Annotated in this window: 17 protein-coding genes; 2 read left to right on the forward strand and 15 right to left on the reverse strand. The window is 52.0% G+C overall.

What is annotated here, in order from left to right; all coding sequences use genetic code 11:
* Window positions 1-4: 4 nt before the first annotated feature.
* From HZ297_RS03245 to sugE, 7 genes are all read right to left on the reverse strand, one after another.
* Entirely contained in the window at window positions 5-721 is a 717-nt protein-coding gene (locus HZ297_RS03245; RefSeq protein ID WP_178861562.1) for an MBL fold metallo-hydrolase, read from the reverse strand.
* Between the two features lie 482 nt (window positions 722-1,203).
* Window positions 1,204-1,902 (reverse strand): DUF4386 domain-containing protein, encoded by a 699-nt coding sequence (locus tag HZ297_RS03250; RefSeq protein ID WP_178861563.1) that lies wholly within the window; start codon window positions 1,900-1,902, stop codon window positions 1,204-1,206.
* A 62-nt stretch (window positions 1,903-1,964) separates the two neighbouring features.
* Window positions 1,965-2,471, reverse strand: a complete 507-nt coding sequence (locus tag HZ297_RS03255; protein ID WP_178861564.1) for a hypothetical protein — start codon at window positions 2,469-2,471, stop codon at window positions 1,965-1,967.
* Between the two features lie 54 nt (window positions 2,472-2,525).
* Window positions 2,526-2,711 carry a DUF1737 domain-containing protein gene (locus tag HZ297_RS03260; RefSeq protein ID WP_178861565.1) on the reverse strand — a complete coding sequence of 62 codons (186 nt, stop codon included), beginning with the start codon at window positions 2,709-2,711 and terminating at the stop codon, window positions 2,526-2,528.
* A gap of 23 nt (window positions 2,712-2,734) precedes the next feature.
* On the reverse strand, window positions 2,735-3,019 hold the full coding sequence (locus tag HZ297_RS03265; RefSeq protein ID WP_178861566.1) for a SemiSWEET transporter: 285 nt from the start codon (window positions 3,017-3,019) through the stop codon (window positions 2,735-2,737).
* Window positions 3,020-3,043: 24 nt separating this feature from the next.
* Entirely contained in the window at window positions 3,044-3,493 is a 450-nt protein-coding gene (locus HZ297_RS03270) for a YaiI/YqxD family protein (RefSeq protein WP_178861567.1), read from the reverse strand.
* Between the two features lie 12 nt (window positions 3,494-3,505).
* Window positions 3,506-3,826, reverse strand: coding sequence for a quaternary ammonium compound efflux SMR transporter SugE (sugE, locus tag HZ297_RS03275; protein WP_178861568.1), 321 nt, complete (start codon window positions 3,824-3,826; stop codon window positions 3,506-3,508).
* Between the two features lie 166 nt (window positions 3,827-3,992).
* On the opposite strand from sugE, the gene bamJ reads away from it, so the two are divergent.
* On the forward strand, window positions 3,993-4,613 hold the full coding sequence (gene bamJ, locus HZ297_RS03280) for a BamJ family beta-barrel-assembly machinery protein (protein WP_178861569.1): 621 nt from the start codon (window positions 3,993-3,995) through the stop codon (window positions 4,611-4,613).
* A 275-nt stretch (window positions 4,614-4,888) separates the two neighbouring features.
* On the forward strand, window positions 4,889-6,286 hold the full coding sequence (locus tag HZ297_RS03285; RefSeq protein ID WP_178861570.1) for a DEAD/DEAH box helicase: 1,398 nt from the start codon (window positions 4,889-4,891) through the stop codon (window positions 6,284-6,286).
* Between the two features lie 61 nt (window positions 6,287-6,347).
* Here HZ297_RS03285 and nfsB read toward each other — a convergent pair whose 3' ends face one another.
* From nfsB to lpdA, 8 genes are all read right to left on the reverse strand, one after another.
* Window positions 6,348-7,004, reverse strand: coding sequence for an oxygen-insensitive NAD(P)H nitroreductase (nfsB, locus tag HZ297_RS03290; RefSeq protein WP_178861571.1), 657 nt, complete (start codon window positions 7,002-7,004; stop codon window positions 6,348-6,350).
* 70 nt (window positions 7,005-7,074) lie between these two features.
* The gene (locus HZ297_RS03295) at window positions 7,075-8,958 is read right to left on the reverse strand and encodes a diguanylate cyclase domain-containing protein (RefSeq protein WP_178861572.1); all 1,884 of its coding nucleotides are present in this window, start codon (window positions 8,956-8,958) and stop codon (window positions 7,075-7,077) included.
* 25 nt (window positions 8,959-8,983) lie between these two features.
* Window positions 8,984-9,481, reverse strand: coding sequence for a nucleoside deaminase (locus tag HZ297_RS03300; protein WP_178861573.1), 498 nt, complete (start codon window positions 9,479-9,481; stop codon window positions 8,984-8,986).
* A gap of 119 nt (window positions 9,482-9,600) precedes the next feature.
* Entirely contained in the window at window positions 9,601-10,548 is a 948-nt protein-coding gene (locus HZ297_RS03305; protein WP_178861574.1) for an AEC family transporter, read from the reverse strand.
* A 205-nt stretch (window positions 10,549-10,753) separates the two neighbouring features.
* Window positions 10,754-11,932 (reverse strand): hypothetical protein, encoded by a 1,179-nt coding sequence (locus HZ297_RS03310; protein WP_218644532.1) that lies wholly within the window; start codon window positions 11,930-11,932, stop codon window positions 10,754-10,756.
* Window positions 11,929-13,572, reverse strand: a complete 1,644-nt coding sequence (locus tag HZ297_RS03315; RefSeq protein WP_178861575.1) for a sensor domain-containing diguanylate cyclase — start codon at window positions 13,570-13,572, stop codon at window positions 11,929-11,931. Before HZ297_RS03315 ends, HZ297_RS03310 begins: the two co-directional genes overlap by 4 nt.
* Window positions 13,573-13,882: 310 nt before the next feature.
* Entirely contained in the window at window positions 13,883-14,230 is a 348-nt protein-coding gene (locus tag HZ297_RS03320) for a carboxymuconolactone decarboxylase family protein (RefSeq protein ID WP_178861576.1), read from the reverse strand.
* A 149-nt stretch (window positions 14,231-14,379) separates the two neighbouring features.
* Window positions 14,380-16,152, reverse strand: coding sequence for a dihydrolipoyl dehydrogenase (gene lpdA / locus HZ297_RS03325; protein WP_178861577.1), 1,773 nt, complete (start codon window positions 16,150-16,152; stop codon window positions 14,380-14,382).
* Window positions 16,153-16,170: the final 18 nt, after the last annotated feature.

The raw sequence follows: 16,170 nt of genomic DNA on the forward strand, positions 1-16,170 counted from the left end.
TCCTTTAAAACGCTATGCGATCGCCCTGCCACAACAGCGGCCAGCCCTGTTTTCTTTCCATGCGGGTATGCGCCATGTCCAGGCCGTGGCCGATGATATAACGCCCCTCTTTCAGCCAGGGCTTGACCTCTTTAAAACTGGCGTGCCAGGCATTGGTCTTGGGGCGCGCATCCATAATAAACACCGGCGCTTGATCGAGCAGCGTATAGAAAGCTTTATCGAGCGTGCTGTCGCCGGTATAGGACAAACGCGGCGCGCCGTTGTGCGTGAGGATAAACCCGCAGGAATAGTCGGAATGAATGCCGGGATAGAAAGTGATCTGCAAACCGTGGCTGAGTTCAATGCACTCGCCGGCGGCAGGCAGTTGCCAGTTGGCAATGGCATCAGAATCCATCACCTGATGGTGCTCCGCCAGGCGGGCTTCCCGTAGAATACCGCCCACCTTGGCGTCGGCAAACACCGTCATTTTATGCCCTTTGGCCTGTTCCACCCGCAACACCACCGGCAGCTCACCTGCGTGGTCGCTGTGGTTGTGGGTGATAATCACCTGCTTGGGAAAATGGCCGAAGATTTCGATGACCTGTTTGCCGACGCCCAGTCCCAAATCGACCAGACAGAACGGCTTATGATCGGTCAGCAGCATAAAACTGCTGCTCGGCAGATTGTCATATACGGCCGAACCGCCCGCGCCACTGCCTAACACCACTAATTCATATTTCACGTCATTGACTCTCTAGGGGGATAACCCCGCATGATGGAGAGGCCATTTTAGTCAATTACCTTAGCCAATAAGATAAAAAATATAGGGCGTACAATAAAGTAGGACTATCAGCTCGCCTGTGATAACGTCACAGAGTCTTTTCTGGGTATGTAAATTTTGTGATTGTTATAAATAGACTTTACGCCCAATAAATATTCTTGAGGATGGGTAAGTTCGGCCCCTTTGAGTTGAGTGTTAGCCAGACTTGGCGAAAGGCTCTGAAAGCGATGAGTTGTCTGAGCAACCTTTGGTTGCGAGTTCGAAATCGCCAGAGCCTAAGGCTTAGTCTGGCTTCACGAAACGAGTAGGGGTGCCCTTTCTTTTCGCCTCTTTTCTTTGGGCAAGCAAAGAAAAGGGGCATCTCAAGGTATTCACAATTTCTATTTTGGATGCTTTTGACTGCTTGAGAAAAATATAAAATGTGGTCAAAACAATCACAAAATTTACATACCCTCTTTTCTTACGCCGATAACAAGCAGATACAAACAAAACGCCAACTCTGCCAGTAAAGGCACAACATACAAAGGTGCAATCATATCCGTCCACTCCGGCTGCACAAAACGCACCAAACTGCCCGTTAGATAAACCAACCCCGCCGCTGCCAGACCATACCCCAAAAGCGGAGGGAAACAGCCGGACCTGACGACCAAATACCCGAGAATCAAACAGGAAATGCCGAAGAAGAACAAACCTAAATCATAGCCGTGGCTATGTAACTGCAAGAACAATGAGGCTAATTGATTCAGATGTGCGTCGTCAAATCCGCCCAAGGTACCACCGGCATTCAAAATCAAACTTGCAGCATAATAATTGAGCAGGTTGACCCCTAATATCGCCGCCTGCATTAACCTGAACATCGCCGCCATCAGTGACAAAGTGGCGCTTACCGGTTTAAACAAAATATAAAACAAAACCGCAATGGCCACATCACATAACAACATGACCACATCGGCAGCAAAACCCAATCGAAACAAGGATGGTTCAGCAAGAATATTGCTCGCCGTCATAGCGGCATCGCCGCTGACAATAAGATGGGAACGGATAAATACTTCGCTGCCGATGCCGCAGACGATAATCAGCAAGTACAAAAGTCCGGCGACTCTTGCATATAAACGAGAAGGGATTTCGGGATTAACATTCATGCGTATTCTCCTTCTAGGTCGTACCTGCAAATCGAAAACCGACAATCGCTAAGGGTTTCTCATTAAGTGGTCTTGTCATAAAGTGGTTTGGTGGTTCGCCTAAAATCCCCACGCTTCCAGCGCCAGCCATAAAGCACCAATAAACCGGCAAGATTGGAATACCACACCCACGGATTGCTCCAGGCAACGCCATCGTAAAACCAATCGGATAAAGGCCAGAAAATCTGCGTAGGGAAAAATTCCGCCGTATGGAACGGCATGTCCAACAAAATATGAAACGGCCATGCCAGCATCGGCACCGCCCACGATTTGCGCCAAAGTGCCACACCGCCAATCACAATTAATGCCACTAGCAGGCTGTGAGAAACCGTGTAGTTGATGCTGACCCATTCAGGAATAACGGCTAATTCCGGCTTACCGAAATGAAAACCGTTGGCCAACACATGCGCCGGCAGCCATAAACCGAAAGAGACCAAATCGGGCAAGGCGCCAAACAGCACGGCGAACCAGAAGGTCCTGCGTCGCCCAAACAGTCCACCGCCCCATAGCGCATGACTTAAGGTATCCATTGGTTTTACCTTTGCAGCGTCTGAACACGCTACCACCCCTCTCTTCGAGAGAGATCAAGATGCGGGTTTAAGCCCGGTTTTTAGAATCACTGCTTGTGCGGCAATCACCTCTTTGCCGTTAAAGGTCACCGCCGGCGAGCCGTGCAGTTCATAGCCCTCGTTCAACAATTTGGTGATGCGCTGGCAAAAGGTCTCGTCATCCGGACCGGTAATCAGTTTATAGGTCTGTTTTGCTTCCATGATTTTCCTCCTTTAAAAAATTCTCAAGACACCTTGGCAACACGCCAGACATGTTGCAACTTCATCAGCAAAATCGGGCTGGCGAACAACAAGGTCACGGTATTGGCAACAATGAGCGTGTTATCGCCGATCGTCCAGCCGTACAGCAGCCAAAAACCGACACCGGTGACGAACAGCGCGTACATCAGCAGCGAAATCGATTGGGTATCGCGGGTTTTCAGGGTCTTGATCGCCTGCGGCAAAAATGAAAAGGTGGTTAAGGTGCCGGCGATATAACCGAGCACTTGCGGCTGCAACAACGACTCCATGGTACTTTCCCCAGATAATGATGGTTAGCGTTTATTTTTGGTCAACCACTTGTCGAGCTGGTTGGCAAACGCCTGGCGGTCTTTCTGATTCAAGGCATCCGGCCCGCCCGTCTGAATGCCGCTGCTGCGCAAACTCTCCATGAAATCGCGCATATTCAACCGCGCCCGCACATTGCTTTCGGTATACAGTTCGCCGCGCGGATTCAAGGCCAAGGCTCCTTTGGCGATGATTTGCGCCGCCAACGGAATATCGGCGGTGACCACCAGATCGGTCAGATCGCAATGCGTCGCAATGAAGTCGTCGGCCACGTCAAAGCCGCCGCCCACCTGCCTGAAATCGATCAGCGGCGACGGCGGCACGCGCATGGCGTGATTCGCCACCAGCGTCAGCGGGGTTTTTGTACGCACCGCGGCCTTGAACAGAATCTCCTTAATCACCGCCGGACAGGCATCGGCATCCACCCAGATTTTCATCAATATCGCCCTCTAATCCACATGGCTCAGCTTGACGCCGATAATGCCGATTATAATCAAGGCCACACTGGTCAGACGCACCGCATCGGCCGGTTCGGAAAACAGTACAATCCCCAAAATCACCGTGCCGACCACGCCGATGCCCACCCACACCGCATAGGCCGTGCCCACCGGCAGATATTTCATCGCCCAGCCCAGCAGCACCACGCTCAACACCATGCCGATCACCGTGAACACGCTCGGCCACAATTTGGAAAAGCCGTCGGTATACTTGAGCCCGATCGCCCACGCCACCTCAAACAACCCCGCTAAAAACAATACCAACCACGTCATTGCCCACCGCAACCCTTCACCTGAAACAATCCGCCTATCATAGCAAAAAGCGCGTTTGTCACCAGCTGATTTGGCCCGTAACTCAACAGGCCGGGGTATTCGAGGTGCCCTTATGTTGGTTGTATTTATGTTAAGATGCCGTTTTTCACTCAAAAGGACGACAGTCATGTCTCAGAACTTTACCACTGCAGCCGAAATCGTCAGCTACAGCCTGGGCCGTCAGGTGGGCGATCAATTTGCCTCTGACCCGTTTGACGGCATTAATGCCGATGCCATTGCCGCCGGCGTCATAGACGCACTGGCCGGCAAACCCAGCCCGATCAGCCAGGACGCTTTGCAAAAGGCCTTCCAGGAAATCAACGACATCATGCAGGCCAAAGAAGCCGAAAAAGCCAAAAAAGCCGCTGAAGAAGGGGAAGCGTTTTTAGCCGAGAACGCTAAAAAAGAAGGCATTATCGTGACTGAGTCCGGTCTGCAATACGAAATTCTGGTGGAAGGCACTGGCGAAAAACCGCAAGTCGATTCGGTAGTTTCCACCCACTACCACGGCACCTTGATTGACGGCACCGTGTTCGACAGCTCGGTACAGCGTGGCCAACCGGCGCAATTTCCGGTCAACCGCGTGATCGGCGGCTGGACGGAAGCGCTGCAAATGATGCCGACCGGCTCCAAATGGCGCTTGTATATTCCGCACCATCTGGCTTACGGCCCGCAAGGTTCGGGCGGAAAAATCGCGCCTTATTCCGCGCTGATTTTCGACGTAGAACTGCTGGACATCGTTTCCTGAGAAAAATCGCAGGCAGCGTTGCAACAACGCTGCCTCTCCTTCCTTTCGTCCTTATCCCAGTCTTGATTCTTATCTTGCCGCCCGCTTTTGATATTTTCATCAACATAAAAGTTGAATTTGCGGTATGCTTGCTTCCCTTTTCCGTGTGCACTGCCATTTAAACTGCAACACCCGGTTCCGCGCTTGTTTTCTTTTTGTGCTCTTAGCCTTGGAAATCACGGGCGCACCTCTTCGAGTCCGCTCGTCTTAACGCTAAAAAGAGATACAAACACATTATGAATTTTGCCAAACTTGGCCTGAACGCCAAAATTGTTGATGCGGTGACCGCCGCCGGTTACACCACCCCCACCCCGATTCAAGCCCAAGCTATCCCTGCCATTCTGGAAGGCCACGACATCATGGCCGCCGCACAGACCGGCACCGGTAAAACCGCCGGCTTCACCCTGCCCATGCTCGAAAGACTCTCGCAAGGGCGCAAACCGCAAGCCAATCAGGCCAGGGCGTTGGTACTGACCCCCACCCGCGAACTGGCGCTGCAGGTCAGCGAAAGTGTGGAAACCTACGGCAAACATCTGCCGTTGAAATCGACCGTGGTGTTCGGCGGGGTTAAAATCAACCCGCAAATGATGCGCCTGCGCGGCGGGGTCGATATCCTGGTCGCCACACCGGGTCGCCTGCTTGATCTCTACCAGCAGAATGCGATCCGTTTCGACCATCTGGAGCTACTGGTGCTTGATGAAGCCGACCGTATGCTCGACATGGGATTTATCCGCGATATCAAAAAGATTCTGACACTGCTGCCGCAAAAACGTCAGAATCTGCTGTTTTCGGCGACCTTCACCGACGAAATCCGCACGCTTGCCAAAGGGCTGGTGCACAATCCGGTGGAGATTTCGGTCACGCCCAAGAACTCCACTGCCGATACCATCAAACAGTCGATTTACGAAGTCGATAAAAGTGCCAAAACCAAGCTGCTGATTCACCTTATCAAAACCCATAACTGGTATCAGGTATTGGTTTTCACCCGCACCAAACACGGCGCCAACCGTCTGGCGGAACAGCTTGCCAAACAAGGCATCAGCGCGGCCGCGATCCACGGCAATAAAAGTCAAAATGCGCGGATTCGCGCCCTAACCGACTTTAAAGCCAACAAGTTGCAAGTGCTGGTCGCCACCGATATCGCCGCGCGCGGTATCGACATCGACCAACTGCCGCACGTTATCAACTTTGAGCTGCCGAATGTATCGGAGGATTACGTTCACCGTATCGGCCGTACCGGCCGTGCCGGCGCCAACGGCGAGGCGATTTCATTGGTGTGTGCCGAAGAGCACGCCGAACTGGTGGGCATTGAAAACTTGATTAACCAACTCCTGCCACGACAAACCGTTGGCGGTTTTGAACCGAGTACACCGGTACCGGCATCAAAATTGGGTATTAAACCGAAAAAACCCAAAAAGCCGAAAAAGCCGAAAGAATTCAACGCCGCGCCTGACAATAACGTGCAGCCGGCCGGCAAAAAGCCTGCTCGCAGCCACGGCGATAAACCTCAATCCGCGCGTCAGGCTCATCCCAAACCTTCTCAAAAGGCTACAAAAGACGCTGCCACACAACCTGCCCGCAGACCAGCGCGCAAACCACGTGGCGGACATCACAACACTCCAAATAAGGCGTAAGAGCCGGCCATGAGCCTTGCAGACCTGAGCATATCGGGTCTGCTCGCACGCTGAAGGCAGCCTATTTCAAAAACGTAAAGATCTCTTCTTGCGGCAATCGTGACTTCGGTAAAGCCGCATTGAAGTCATCTTCGGCGCGATAGCCCAGCGCGACGATGGCCACGGCCGCATAACCTTGCGCCGTCAGCCCAAATTCTGTATTGAGAACCTGCTTGTCAATGCCTTCAATCGGCACCGCATCGATGCCTAAAGCGCCCGCTCCCAGCAGGAGGGTGCCCATATTCAGATACACCTGCTTTTCCATCCACGACGGCGTATCGTTCCACTGCTTGCGGTGCAAATCCGCATAAAAGGCGCGTACTTTGCCGGCCATAAGTTTGTTTTCGGAGGCGGGAAAACGCCCATCCTTGTCCTCGTTATCGAGCAGATGTTGCAGATAAACGTCGCTCATCTCGGTTTTGACACAAAACAGAATCACATGCGACGCATTCAGAATTTTCGCTTCATTGGCACTGTAATTCCCCTGCGCACCTTTGGCCAAACGCTGTTTGCCTGCCGCTGTATCGGCGATAATAAAATGCCAGGGCTGAGAATTCACGCTTGATGGACTCAAACGCAATAACGCCTTGATCTGCTCAAATGTTTCGTCTGGAATGCGTTTGCTAGCATCAAATTTCTTGGTGGCATAACGGCTTTTGGCAATTTCGGTGAGGTTCACACATCCATCCTTTATCAGTCTTGATTGATATCGGCGTTATTTAAGCGCCGCCTTGAATACTAAAACAGGTTTATTTGCGTTGTTTTAAAGCGCTTTTCACTTTATACATCGCCTGGTCGGCAATGCGGATCAATTTTTGTACTTCATCCGCGTGTTGTGGATAGAAGCTAGTGCCGATACTGGCGGAAATATGTAGCAGGCGCTTTTCAATCTCAATCGGCATTTGTATCGCCTGTTGAAGTTTGTCAATCACACTCGGCAGGGTGTCGGCATCATCCAAATCCTTGATCACCACCAAAAATTCGTCGCCTGACAAGCGTCCCACCAAATCGTTTTCCCTCAAGGTCTGACGGATTCTTGCGGCGCTCTGTCTGAGCACTTCATCGCCAACCAAATGCCCGTAAGTATCATTGATGGGCTTAAACTCATTCAAGTCGATAAACAAAACGGCCAATTGTGTGTGATGACGTTTCGCATCGGCCAGCGCCTCCTTCAGTAAACTCATCACCAGAGCACGATTGGGCAGGCCGGTCAGTTCATCAAAATTTGCCGCCTGGTAAAGCTGCTCTTCCATGGCTTTTTCATGGGTAATATCGCGCGCCATGCAAATAACATGCGTGGCGTCTTTATCCACGGTTTCAATCGGCATATTGGCCCATTTACACAACAGCGTCTGTCCGTCTTTGCGAACATTGATATTTTCTGAATGGGTGATTTTTTTGCCTTTCCAGGCGGACGACACCAAATCGTCAATATCTTTGGAATGCTCGCTGGGCACCAGAAGATCAAACACATTGCGCCCCAGGACGTCATCCGAAGCGTATTGAAAGATGTTTTCAGCCTCTTTGTTCCAGTTATGAATCCGACCGTTCTGATCGATTTCCAAGAGACTGATGGGGGCATTTAAAAAAAGCGTTTCAAACTGCTTTCTGCGAACATTGGCGAGATGATACTGACGGTAAAAGATGGCCGCCAGCAACATGACCAGCAGCAAAATCCCAAGTGCCCAATAAAATTGCTGCTGCAACTTCTCATAGGCGTACTTGTTATCGGGCTGATAAAGCATCCCCTGCGCATCAAACTGCTCCGGCAGCAATCCGAGTTGATGGTAAGTGTAGGCGATATGCTGCCAGCGTCCCGGGTTGATGTAACCGATTTCAACCAGTTCCGGCCTCATCAGCTCGTACATTTTTTGTGCTTCATAACGTAAATGCGCGGGGCTTTTGCGTTGGGTATACTTGGACAGGATGAGTTCGACCATCTCGTCGGGATGCCGCATCGCGTATTTCCAGCCATCAAGGGAGGCCTGGCGGAAACGTGCCACCAGTTCAGGATTGCGATCGAACAGAGTCTGGGTGGTAAACAGATTATCACCATAAAAGTCGATGCCGCTCATGCTCGGGCTGAACAGCGTATACTCAATGCCGTTGCTGTCAAAACCAAAAGTCTCGTCGGTACTGTAGACCGACATGCCTTTCACCCGGCCCTCCAGCAAGTCCTGCGTTTGCAGACTATGCGGCACCAGCTTGAGACGTTCTGTCTGGATTCCCTCGTTTTTAAAGTAGGCAAACAGCTCGGAGGAGTTCGGTTCGATCATCAACGCCTGACTGGCAAGTTGGTGGATATTAGAAATGCCGGAAGTCTTCAGAACGGCCAACGCCAACGGCGAATGCTGCATAATGGCAGCCAGTACCACAACCGGATCGCCGTGATAGGCATTGAGCATCAATTCGCTGGTACCCACCCCGAACTGCGCTTCGCCTGACAATACCGTCCGAATCGGATCCTTGCCGGCCTGCGCTTCGAGCAAGGTCACATCCAGTCCGGCATCACGATAATACCCCTGTTCCAGCGCCGCATAGTACCCGGCAAACTGAAATTGATGATGCCATTTGAGCTGTAGCTTGACGGGGGTCAACTCGGCCGATGCCGCGGATGCGTAACTACCCAGCAAGCAGCCTATGAATAGAACCCACCGTTTAACGCGTCCCATGACAACCGCACCCCTCTGCCCCCTCCTGTCGGCACGTTTCGTCACATTCACCAATATCTTCATTCCAAATATCCGGGCGCTGTGCGATGAAACGCGCCATCAAGTCGATGCAGCACGAATCATTGAGTTCAATCACCTTGACCCCCGCATCGCGCAACCACTGCAAATGGCCGGCAAAATTGGTCGATTCACCGATCACCACGGTACCGATATTGAACTGACGAATCAAACCGGAGCAATACCAGCAAGGCGCCAGGGTTGTCACCAGAATCTTATCGCGGTAACTCTTTTGACGACCGGCCTTGCGAAAGGCATCCGTTTCACCATGAATGGATGGGTCGTCTTCCTGTACGCGCCGGTTACGGCCCACGCTCAACAGCTTACCCTCGGCATCAAATAAGGCCGCACCCACCGGCACGCCGCCTTCATCAAATCCCATCTGAGCCTGTTGCAAGGCGGGTTCCAGTAAACGTGAAAAGTCCATTATTGATGCTCCATCAAGCAGTTACCCAAAAAGCGTAGCAAATCCCGCTATCTTACCGTATTAACATGGCCCTGAAAAATAATTGGCAACAGACACCTATCACCTATGACAAGGAGCACTCATGTCATCAACTGCAAAATCAGCGTCAGACTAAACAACGACAACACCGTCGAAAACAAAATGGTTTGTGCGGTGACGACGGCATCGCGTTTATAGAATTCCGCCAACATATAAGGACCGGTGCCGGTGGGCAAGGCCGCCAGCAGAATCGCCATCATGGCCCACTGCCGATCCATCTCAAACACCCACAGCGCCAACCAGGCGACCAGCAACGGCTGGCCAATCAGCTTCAAGGTGGTTAATTGCCAGGCGGTGCGGCGTGCTCCCACCCCGGCCTGTTCACTTTTTTGCAGGGCGTCCGCCAGAAACAATCCCAAACTGATCAAGGCTGCCGGGCTGGCCGCCGCGCCCAGTAAATCCAAAAAGGTTTCGATGCCGTGCGGCAAAGCCCAGCCGCTTAACGAGAACGACAGACCGGCAAGCGGCGCAAACACCAACGGGTTTTTAAACACCGACAGCAGCGCCTGGCCAATGCGCTGCGGCAAGGCTTTATGCGCATGCAATTCGCTTTCAATCAACACAATCGCCAGCGCAAACAAAACGCATACCACGATAATGCTGGCGATGGTGGTCGGCAACAGGCTGCTTTCGCCAAACACCAACAGCAGTAGCGGAAAGCCGACATAACCGGTATTGGAATAAGCGCCCGCCACGCCGTCCACACTGGCGCAGGCCAAAGGCGCACCCTGCCAACGCCGCCACAGCAGAATCACAAAGAAAACGCCCAGCGTGCCCAAGAGATAGACGCTGATAAATGTCCCCTGCCAGAAAACTTCCCAAGGGGTATGCGCCATAATGTCAAACAGCAAGGCCGGCAGCGCCAGCCAGATGACAAAACGGCTCAGTTCGGATGCCGCATTCGGCCCCAACACGCCAGCCTTGCGACTGGCAAAACCGGCGGCGATCAAAGCAAAAACAGGCAATAAAATGGAGAGGGTTTGCAGCAACGGAATCCACCCGGTTTTTGGTCTATGGTAAAGCCGATATTATAAGTGCGAAGCTTTGTTGGGATAGCAACTTACGCCATTTAAAAACTCAACAGGCCGGGTAGCATAGCCGCCACCCGGCCTGTTGAGAATTTTCGCGGCAATTTTAACGCCCTTTGAATTCAGATAATAACCTGGCGCCCGAATAACCTGACGCTTTTCGGATTCAGACTTCACTATTGTATTTGCGCTCATCCTCTTTGAGCAGATAGGTATTAAAACCAAACAGCTTGCCCGCCCAGATAAACATCAACCAGACAATCAACCCGAACGCCAGATAGCCGAAATAGCCCAGCAACGGCATTTCCGAGAAGAGATGAATCACATTCACATAGGGTACGTCGTACACCCAATAATTGGGGTTGGCGATGGGCTCCACGGGATGCGCGCTGCCGTAGTTCCACATCTCCCAGAACAGGCCGTTAAACAAGGCGGACAGCGCAATCAGAATCATCGGGCTCCAGTTCCCCTTGGCCAGTTCACTGATGGGAGAAGGAATATCCATCCTAACCAGCACACCGGCAAAAACCAGCATAATCCCGATCCAAAGCGCCCAGAAGAGCGGATAAGGATAGAACACCATCAGCGTCATCAACCCCAGGCCGATAACGAGCAGTGCCGTGCCCGGCAGTTTGATCTTGGGGCCGTCGGCGTATTTAACCGCCAGCTTGGGAAACGTGTGCAACAACGTGTACCATTCGAACACCGCCGGCCAGACGGTGGTATAAGCAAGCAGATAGAGCACGACGATGGTGGTGTGCGATAACTCCGGTATCAACACCGAATTGGGGTAGTACCAGTTGCCCAGTGCAAAATAGTCGAAATACTCAAAGTAGTACCAGGCAAACAGCGAAACCACGATCGTAATCCCAAAAAGCTTGGGTTTCTTGCTCATGAGCGAATAACCGCCGCTTCTGGCGTAGACCAGTCCGTCAAGCAGGGTAATAAAGCCCCACCACAGCGGCGTAAAGGCAACATAAACCAGTTCCATCAAGGGGGCCGGGCGGGCCCACATAAGATACCAAAACACCAGTGTCATCGCACCGCCCAGCCAGAACCACCAGGGCAAAGGTTTTCGCGCGTAGGGCAATGGTGCTTCAACCGGTTTAAAGCCGAACTTTTGCGGAAACAACAGAAAAAACGTCAACACTAACTCTATCGCCAGCAACACCACAAAAACCCATAGATTAAAACCGGGGGTGGCCGGTTCTAAAACCTGCAAAGGCGGAAAGACGCCAAAGCCCGGCGGCAAGTGCTCGGCATACGCAAACCAGGAGGCAATCAGCGGAATAATGGTCAAAATCAAGATCGGTAAGATCAAACCCTTTTTAGACGAATGCATCATTTCCCCTCCCTGTTAACCTTATGATTGGCTTGCGTTTTGCGCCGCTGCTTGTTTTCATACATGCGAATATCGGCCAAGTGTTTCAGGTCGTAGGTGTTGGCGGCCTCATGCATAAAGGCGCTACCGGCACTGACACCGGCCTGCTTAAAACCGGCCCGATGCATTTCAGCAATCACACCGGCGATGAGTTTCTCCACTCTGTAGGTATTGCCGTCCGGGCAAGTCACCGCAAATTCATCACCGCCCACCCGGTAAATGCAGCCCTTGTCTCCCAGCCCCTGTTTCATCAGCTTGGCAAACAGCGTCAGCATCTCGTCGCCCTTGGCATGACCAAAGCGGTCGTTGTAATGCTTGAGGTTATCCATGTCAATATAGGTCAAAGCCGCGTCAGGCGGAAAGGAAGCCAGCTCGATTTCAAGCGCATAGCGGTTCGGAATTTGCGTGACCGCATCGGTATGCGCCAGTTTCTTGTTGTGATCGAGACTGAGCAGGATTTTGACGCGCTCACGATACAATTTGCCGTACTGATAGGTCAGTACCAGCGCGAGCAGAATGACCTCCATGGCAATCGATGCCAATCCGTAATGTTCAACATAGATGGTGTTAGAACTTAATTGCGTCGGCAGCGTCGCCATGCTGGCCAGGCCGATAAACGTCAACAGCGCAATCAGATACAGGCGCGCCTCCATACTGCCCTGCAGCGAGCGGATAACGCCCGCGACCAACCCATACAATAGAAAAACCCACACGCCGAAACGCGCCATTTCATTGATCCAGTTTGGCGACATCACCGCGAACAGCGCAAATACCGCCAATACCACCAGAGAGATAATGCCCATGGTATGCAGTTTTTGGTTCCTGGCCGGATGGATCTCCAGCAATCGCATCACAAACAGCACATAGATGAAATTGGAAATGAGGATGGGAAAAGAGATCAGATAAAAGTTATGCAGGTTAAATAGCTGCGACAGAATCTGATGTGCGCCGGCATTGAACAGCAGATTTGAAAAGATGAAAAGCGCGTACAGAATCTCCGTATTACGCGAGCGCGCAAACGAGAGTGCGCCGTAATAAATCCCCATGGAGAGGAAAATGCCGATGCCGATCAGAACAATCGCATTACCGTAACGGATCTCCTGCTGATAATCGGCAAGCGTATTGATATAAGGAACCGGCTGGGCAATAAAATAGGGAGACGACACCTCCGCAAGCAGCCGATAGTGCCCGGCCTGCAAATCAACGGTGCGCCCGTGGCGCAGAAAAAACGGATTGGCCTCACGACTGCCAATGCCGCCGGCAGCACTGGCAATCAGACGGTTTTGTTGATCGTAAAGATAAAATGAAAAACGGTCTATTGTCGACGTGTTCTTAAAATCGACTACGTAATGGCCGTCTTTGCCGATACTAAACGCGCCGGAATAAAGATAACGACCGCCGACAAGAGAGATGCCCTCCACTTTTTGCAGGTTGGCTTGCGATTCCGGTCGTTCAGGATCGAACGCATGGCTGTCAGCCATGCTATACAGCTGCCAATCCGTATTTTCGACCTGCGCATAAGCAGCGCTCGAAAAAACAATACTGAACAACAAGACGATGAACATCCCTGTCCTGCAAACACCAAAATGTCTGGAATCGTACATCCTTCTTCCTTCAGAATAGCGAGAGGCCTCGGCAACCATACCCTCATACAACAACCATAAAAAAACCCGCGTTCTAAGCCTACACTTAGCGCGGGTTTTATTTAAGCAAAAATAATAAGGTAATACTATTTTTTCTTTTTACTGCCTGAATCAAGATAAGTCCAACCTGCCAATACAATTCCACTCAGACCCCGATTGCCTGCCGATTAGATGCGTCCCTAAAAACCCAACAGGCCGGGTAGAACGATATTTACCCGGCCTGTTGGGTTTTAACTCAATCGGGTCTGAATCCGATTGAATTCATAGAGAATTAAATCCCCTGCTCCTGATACTGCTTGAAGGCCTGCAACGCCTCAATGCCATAAACCACGGACGGCCCGCCCCCCATGAGAATGGCGACGGAAATGGTCTCGGCGATTTCCTGTTCGCTGGCACCGGCCTTGATAGCGTCATGCACGTGAAACGAGATGCAGCCGTCGCAACGCACCGTAATGGCGATACCCAACGCAATCAGTTCCTTGGTTTTGGCATCCAACGCGCCCGACTGGGTGCTCGCCTGGTGCAAAGCGCCAAATCCCTGCATCGCACCCGGAATGGCAGCCCCCAATTTTTCCATCCATGTATTCAATTCCTGATAATGAGCCGGAAAATCTTTCATACTTGCCTCCTGTTGTGGCCGTTTGACCGGCCTGTTGAACGCCGTGAACACAAGCTGAAATCATGGCGCCGCTGAAAAACCATAAAAAAACCCGCGTTCTAAGTCACACTTAGCGCGGGTTTTATTTAAGCAAAAACAACTAGTAATTACTATTTTTTCTTTTTCGGCGGCATCAGGTCGGTGATTGTTCCTTCCGCCATCTCTGCGGCAAAGCAGAGGGTTTCCGAGAGGGTTGGGTGTGGGTGGATGGTCAGACCGATGTCCTGCATATCCGCGCCCATTTCGATGGCCAGCATCGCTTCGGCAATCAGTTCACCGGCGTTAGGGCCAACGATACCGCAACCCAGCAGACGATGAGTCTGTGCACAGAACAAGGCTTTAGTCATGCCTTCGTCACGCCCCAAGCTCAGGCTGCGTCCGGAAGCGGCCCACGGGAAAGCGCCCTTCTCGTACTCGATGCCTTCGGCTTTAAGCTGGTCTTCGGTTTTACCTGCCCAGGCCACTTCGGGATCGGTATAGGCCACCGATGGAATGCCCATTGGCGTGAACGCTGATGGCATACCGGAAATCACTTCCGCCGCCACTTTACCTTCGTGAACCGCTTTGTGCGCCAGCATCGGCTGACCGACGATGTCACCGATCGCATAGATGTGGTCCACATTGGTTTTTTGGCGTTCATCGACTTCGATAAAGCCCCAATCGTTAACCGCAACGCCGGCTTTGTCGGCATCGATTAGTTTGCCGTTCGGCGCACGGCCGACTGCCACCAAAATACGGTCAAACGTATCGGTTGCAGGGCAATCCTTGCCTTCAAAGGTGACGACCAAACCTTCCGGTTTGGCTTCCACATTGGTGACTTTAGATTTCAGGTAAACGTTTTCGTATTGGCCTTTGATCTTTTTCAGCAATGGCTTGGTGATGTCTTTATCCGCACCCGGAATAATGGTGTCGCCCAGTTCAACCACGGTGATTTTGGCACCTAATGAGTCGTAAACCTGCGCCATTTCCAGACCGATAATTCCGCCGCCGATGACCAACATGCGGTTTGGAATTTCCTGCAATTCCAGCGCATCGGTGGAATCCATGACACGCGGATCGTCATGCGGAATAAACGGCAGTTTAATCACGCGCGAACCGGCGGCGATAATGGCGTTATCGAAAGAGATCGTTTTCGTGCCGCCTTCTGCCAGTTCTACCGTTACCGTGTGCGACGAGCTGAATTTACCGTAACCCTGCACTACTTCCACTTTACGCGCTTTCGCCAAACCGGACAGGCCGCCTGTCAGCTTGCCGATGACGCTGTTTTTGTAGTCGCGGATTTTGTTGATGTCGATTTGCGGCTCGGCAAAGGTAATGCCGTGCGCACCCATTTCGCGGGTTTCATTCAACACCACAGACATGTGCAGCAGCGCTTTGGACGGAATACAGCCGACGTTCAAGCAAACACCGCCAATATTGGCGAAACGCTCAACCATAATAACTTTTTTGCCCAAATCCGCCGCGCGGAAAGCGGCCGTGTAACCGCCTGGACCTGAACCCAGTACCAATACTTCGCAGTGCATGTCGGCATTAATGCCTTCGGCGGACACGGCTTTTGGCGCTTCGGCTTTCGGAGCTTCTTCGGCCGGTGCCGCTGTAGCGGCAACACTGGCTTCGACATTGGCCGCCACGGAATCGGCATTGGCGATTTCCATTTTGCCGATCAGGCTGCCTTCAGAAACCTTGTCGCCCACAGCGATATTCAATTCCACAATGCGGCCGGCGTGCGGCGCTGGGATTTCCATGGTCGCCTTGTCGGATTCCAATGTCAGCATGGAATCGTCCTGAATGACTTCATCACCCTCGGCAACTAAAAGTTCGATCACCTCAACCGCTGCAAAATCACCGATATCAGGAACGCGAATTTCTACAATCGTACTCATCTTCTGTCCTTCTCCCGA

This window comes from Thiomicrorhabdus cannonii (assembly GCF_013391695.1).
Taxonomy (GTDB): Bacteria; Pseudomonadota; Gammaproteobacteria; order Thiomicrospirales; family Thiomicrospiraceae; genus Thiomicrorhabdus; species Thiomicrorhabdus cannonii.

Excerpts from the sequence above, each read along its gene's own strand:
- HZ297_RS03250 (WP_178861563.1), bottom strand. The coding sequence starts at position 1,902 with ATGAATGTTAATCCCGAAATCCCTTCTCGTTTATATGCAAGAGTCGCC.
- HZ297_RS03255 (WP_178861564.1), bottom strand. The coding sequence starts at position 2,471 with ATGGATACCTTAAGTCATGCGCTATGGGGCGGTGGACTGTTTGGGCGA.
- HZ297_RS03260 (WP_178861565.1), bottom strand. The coding sequence starts at position 2,711 with ATGGAAGCAAAACAGACCTATAAACTGATTACCGGTCCGGATGACGAG.
- HZ297_RS03265 (WP_178861566.1), bottom strand. The coding sequence starts at position 3,019 with ATGGAGTCGTTGTTGCAGCCGCAAGTGCTCGGTTATATCGCCGGCACC.
- HZ297_RS03270 (WP_178861567.1), bottom strand. The coding sequence starts at position 3,493 with ATGAAAATCTGGGTGGATGCCGATGCCTGTCCGGCGGTGATTAAGGAG.
- sugE (WP_178861568.1), bottom strand. The coding sequence starts at position 3,826 with ATGACGTGGTTGGTATTGTTTTTAGCGGGGTTGTTTGAGGTGGCGTGG.
- bamJ (WP_178861569.1), top strand. The coding sequence starts at position 3,993 with ATGTCTCAGAACTTTACCACTGCAGCCGAAATCGTCAGCTACAGCCTG.
- HZ297_RS03285 (WP_178861570.1), top strand. The coding sequence starts at position 4,889 with ATGAATTTTGCCAAACTTGGCCTGAACGCCAAAATTGTTGATGCGGTG.
- HZ297_RS03300 (WP_178861573.1), bottom strand. The coding sequence starts at position 9,481 with ATGGACTTTTCACGTTTACTGGAACCCGCCTTGCAACAGGCTCAGATG.
- HZ297_RS03310 (WP_218644532.1), bottom strand. The coding sequence starts at position 11,932 with ATGATGCATTCGTCTAAAAAGGGTTTGATCTTACCGATCTTGATTTTG.
- HZ297_RS03315 (WP_178861575.1), bottom strand. The coding sequence starts at position 13,572 with ATGTACGATTCCAGACATTTTGGTGTTTGCAGGACAGGGATGTTCATC.
- HZ297_RS03320 (WP_178861576.1), bottom strand. The coding sequence starts at position 14,230 with ATGAAAGATTTTCCGGCTCATTATCAGGAATTGAATACATGGATGGAA.
- lpdA (WP_178861577.1), bottom strand. The coding sequence starts at position 16,152 with ATGAGTACGATTGTAGAAATTCGCGTTCCTGATATCGGTGATTTTGCA.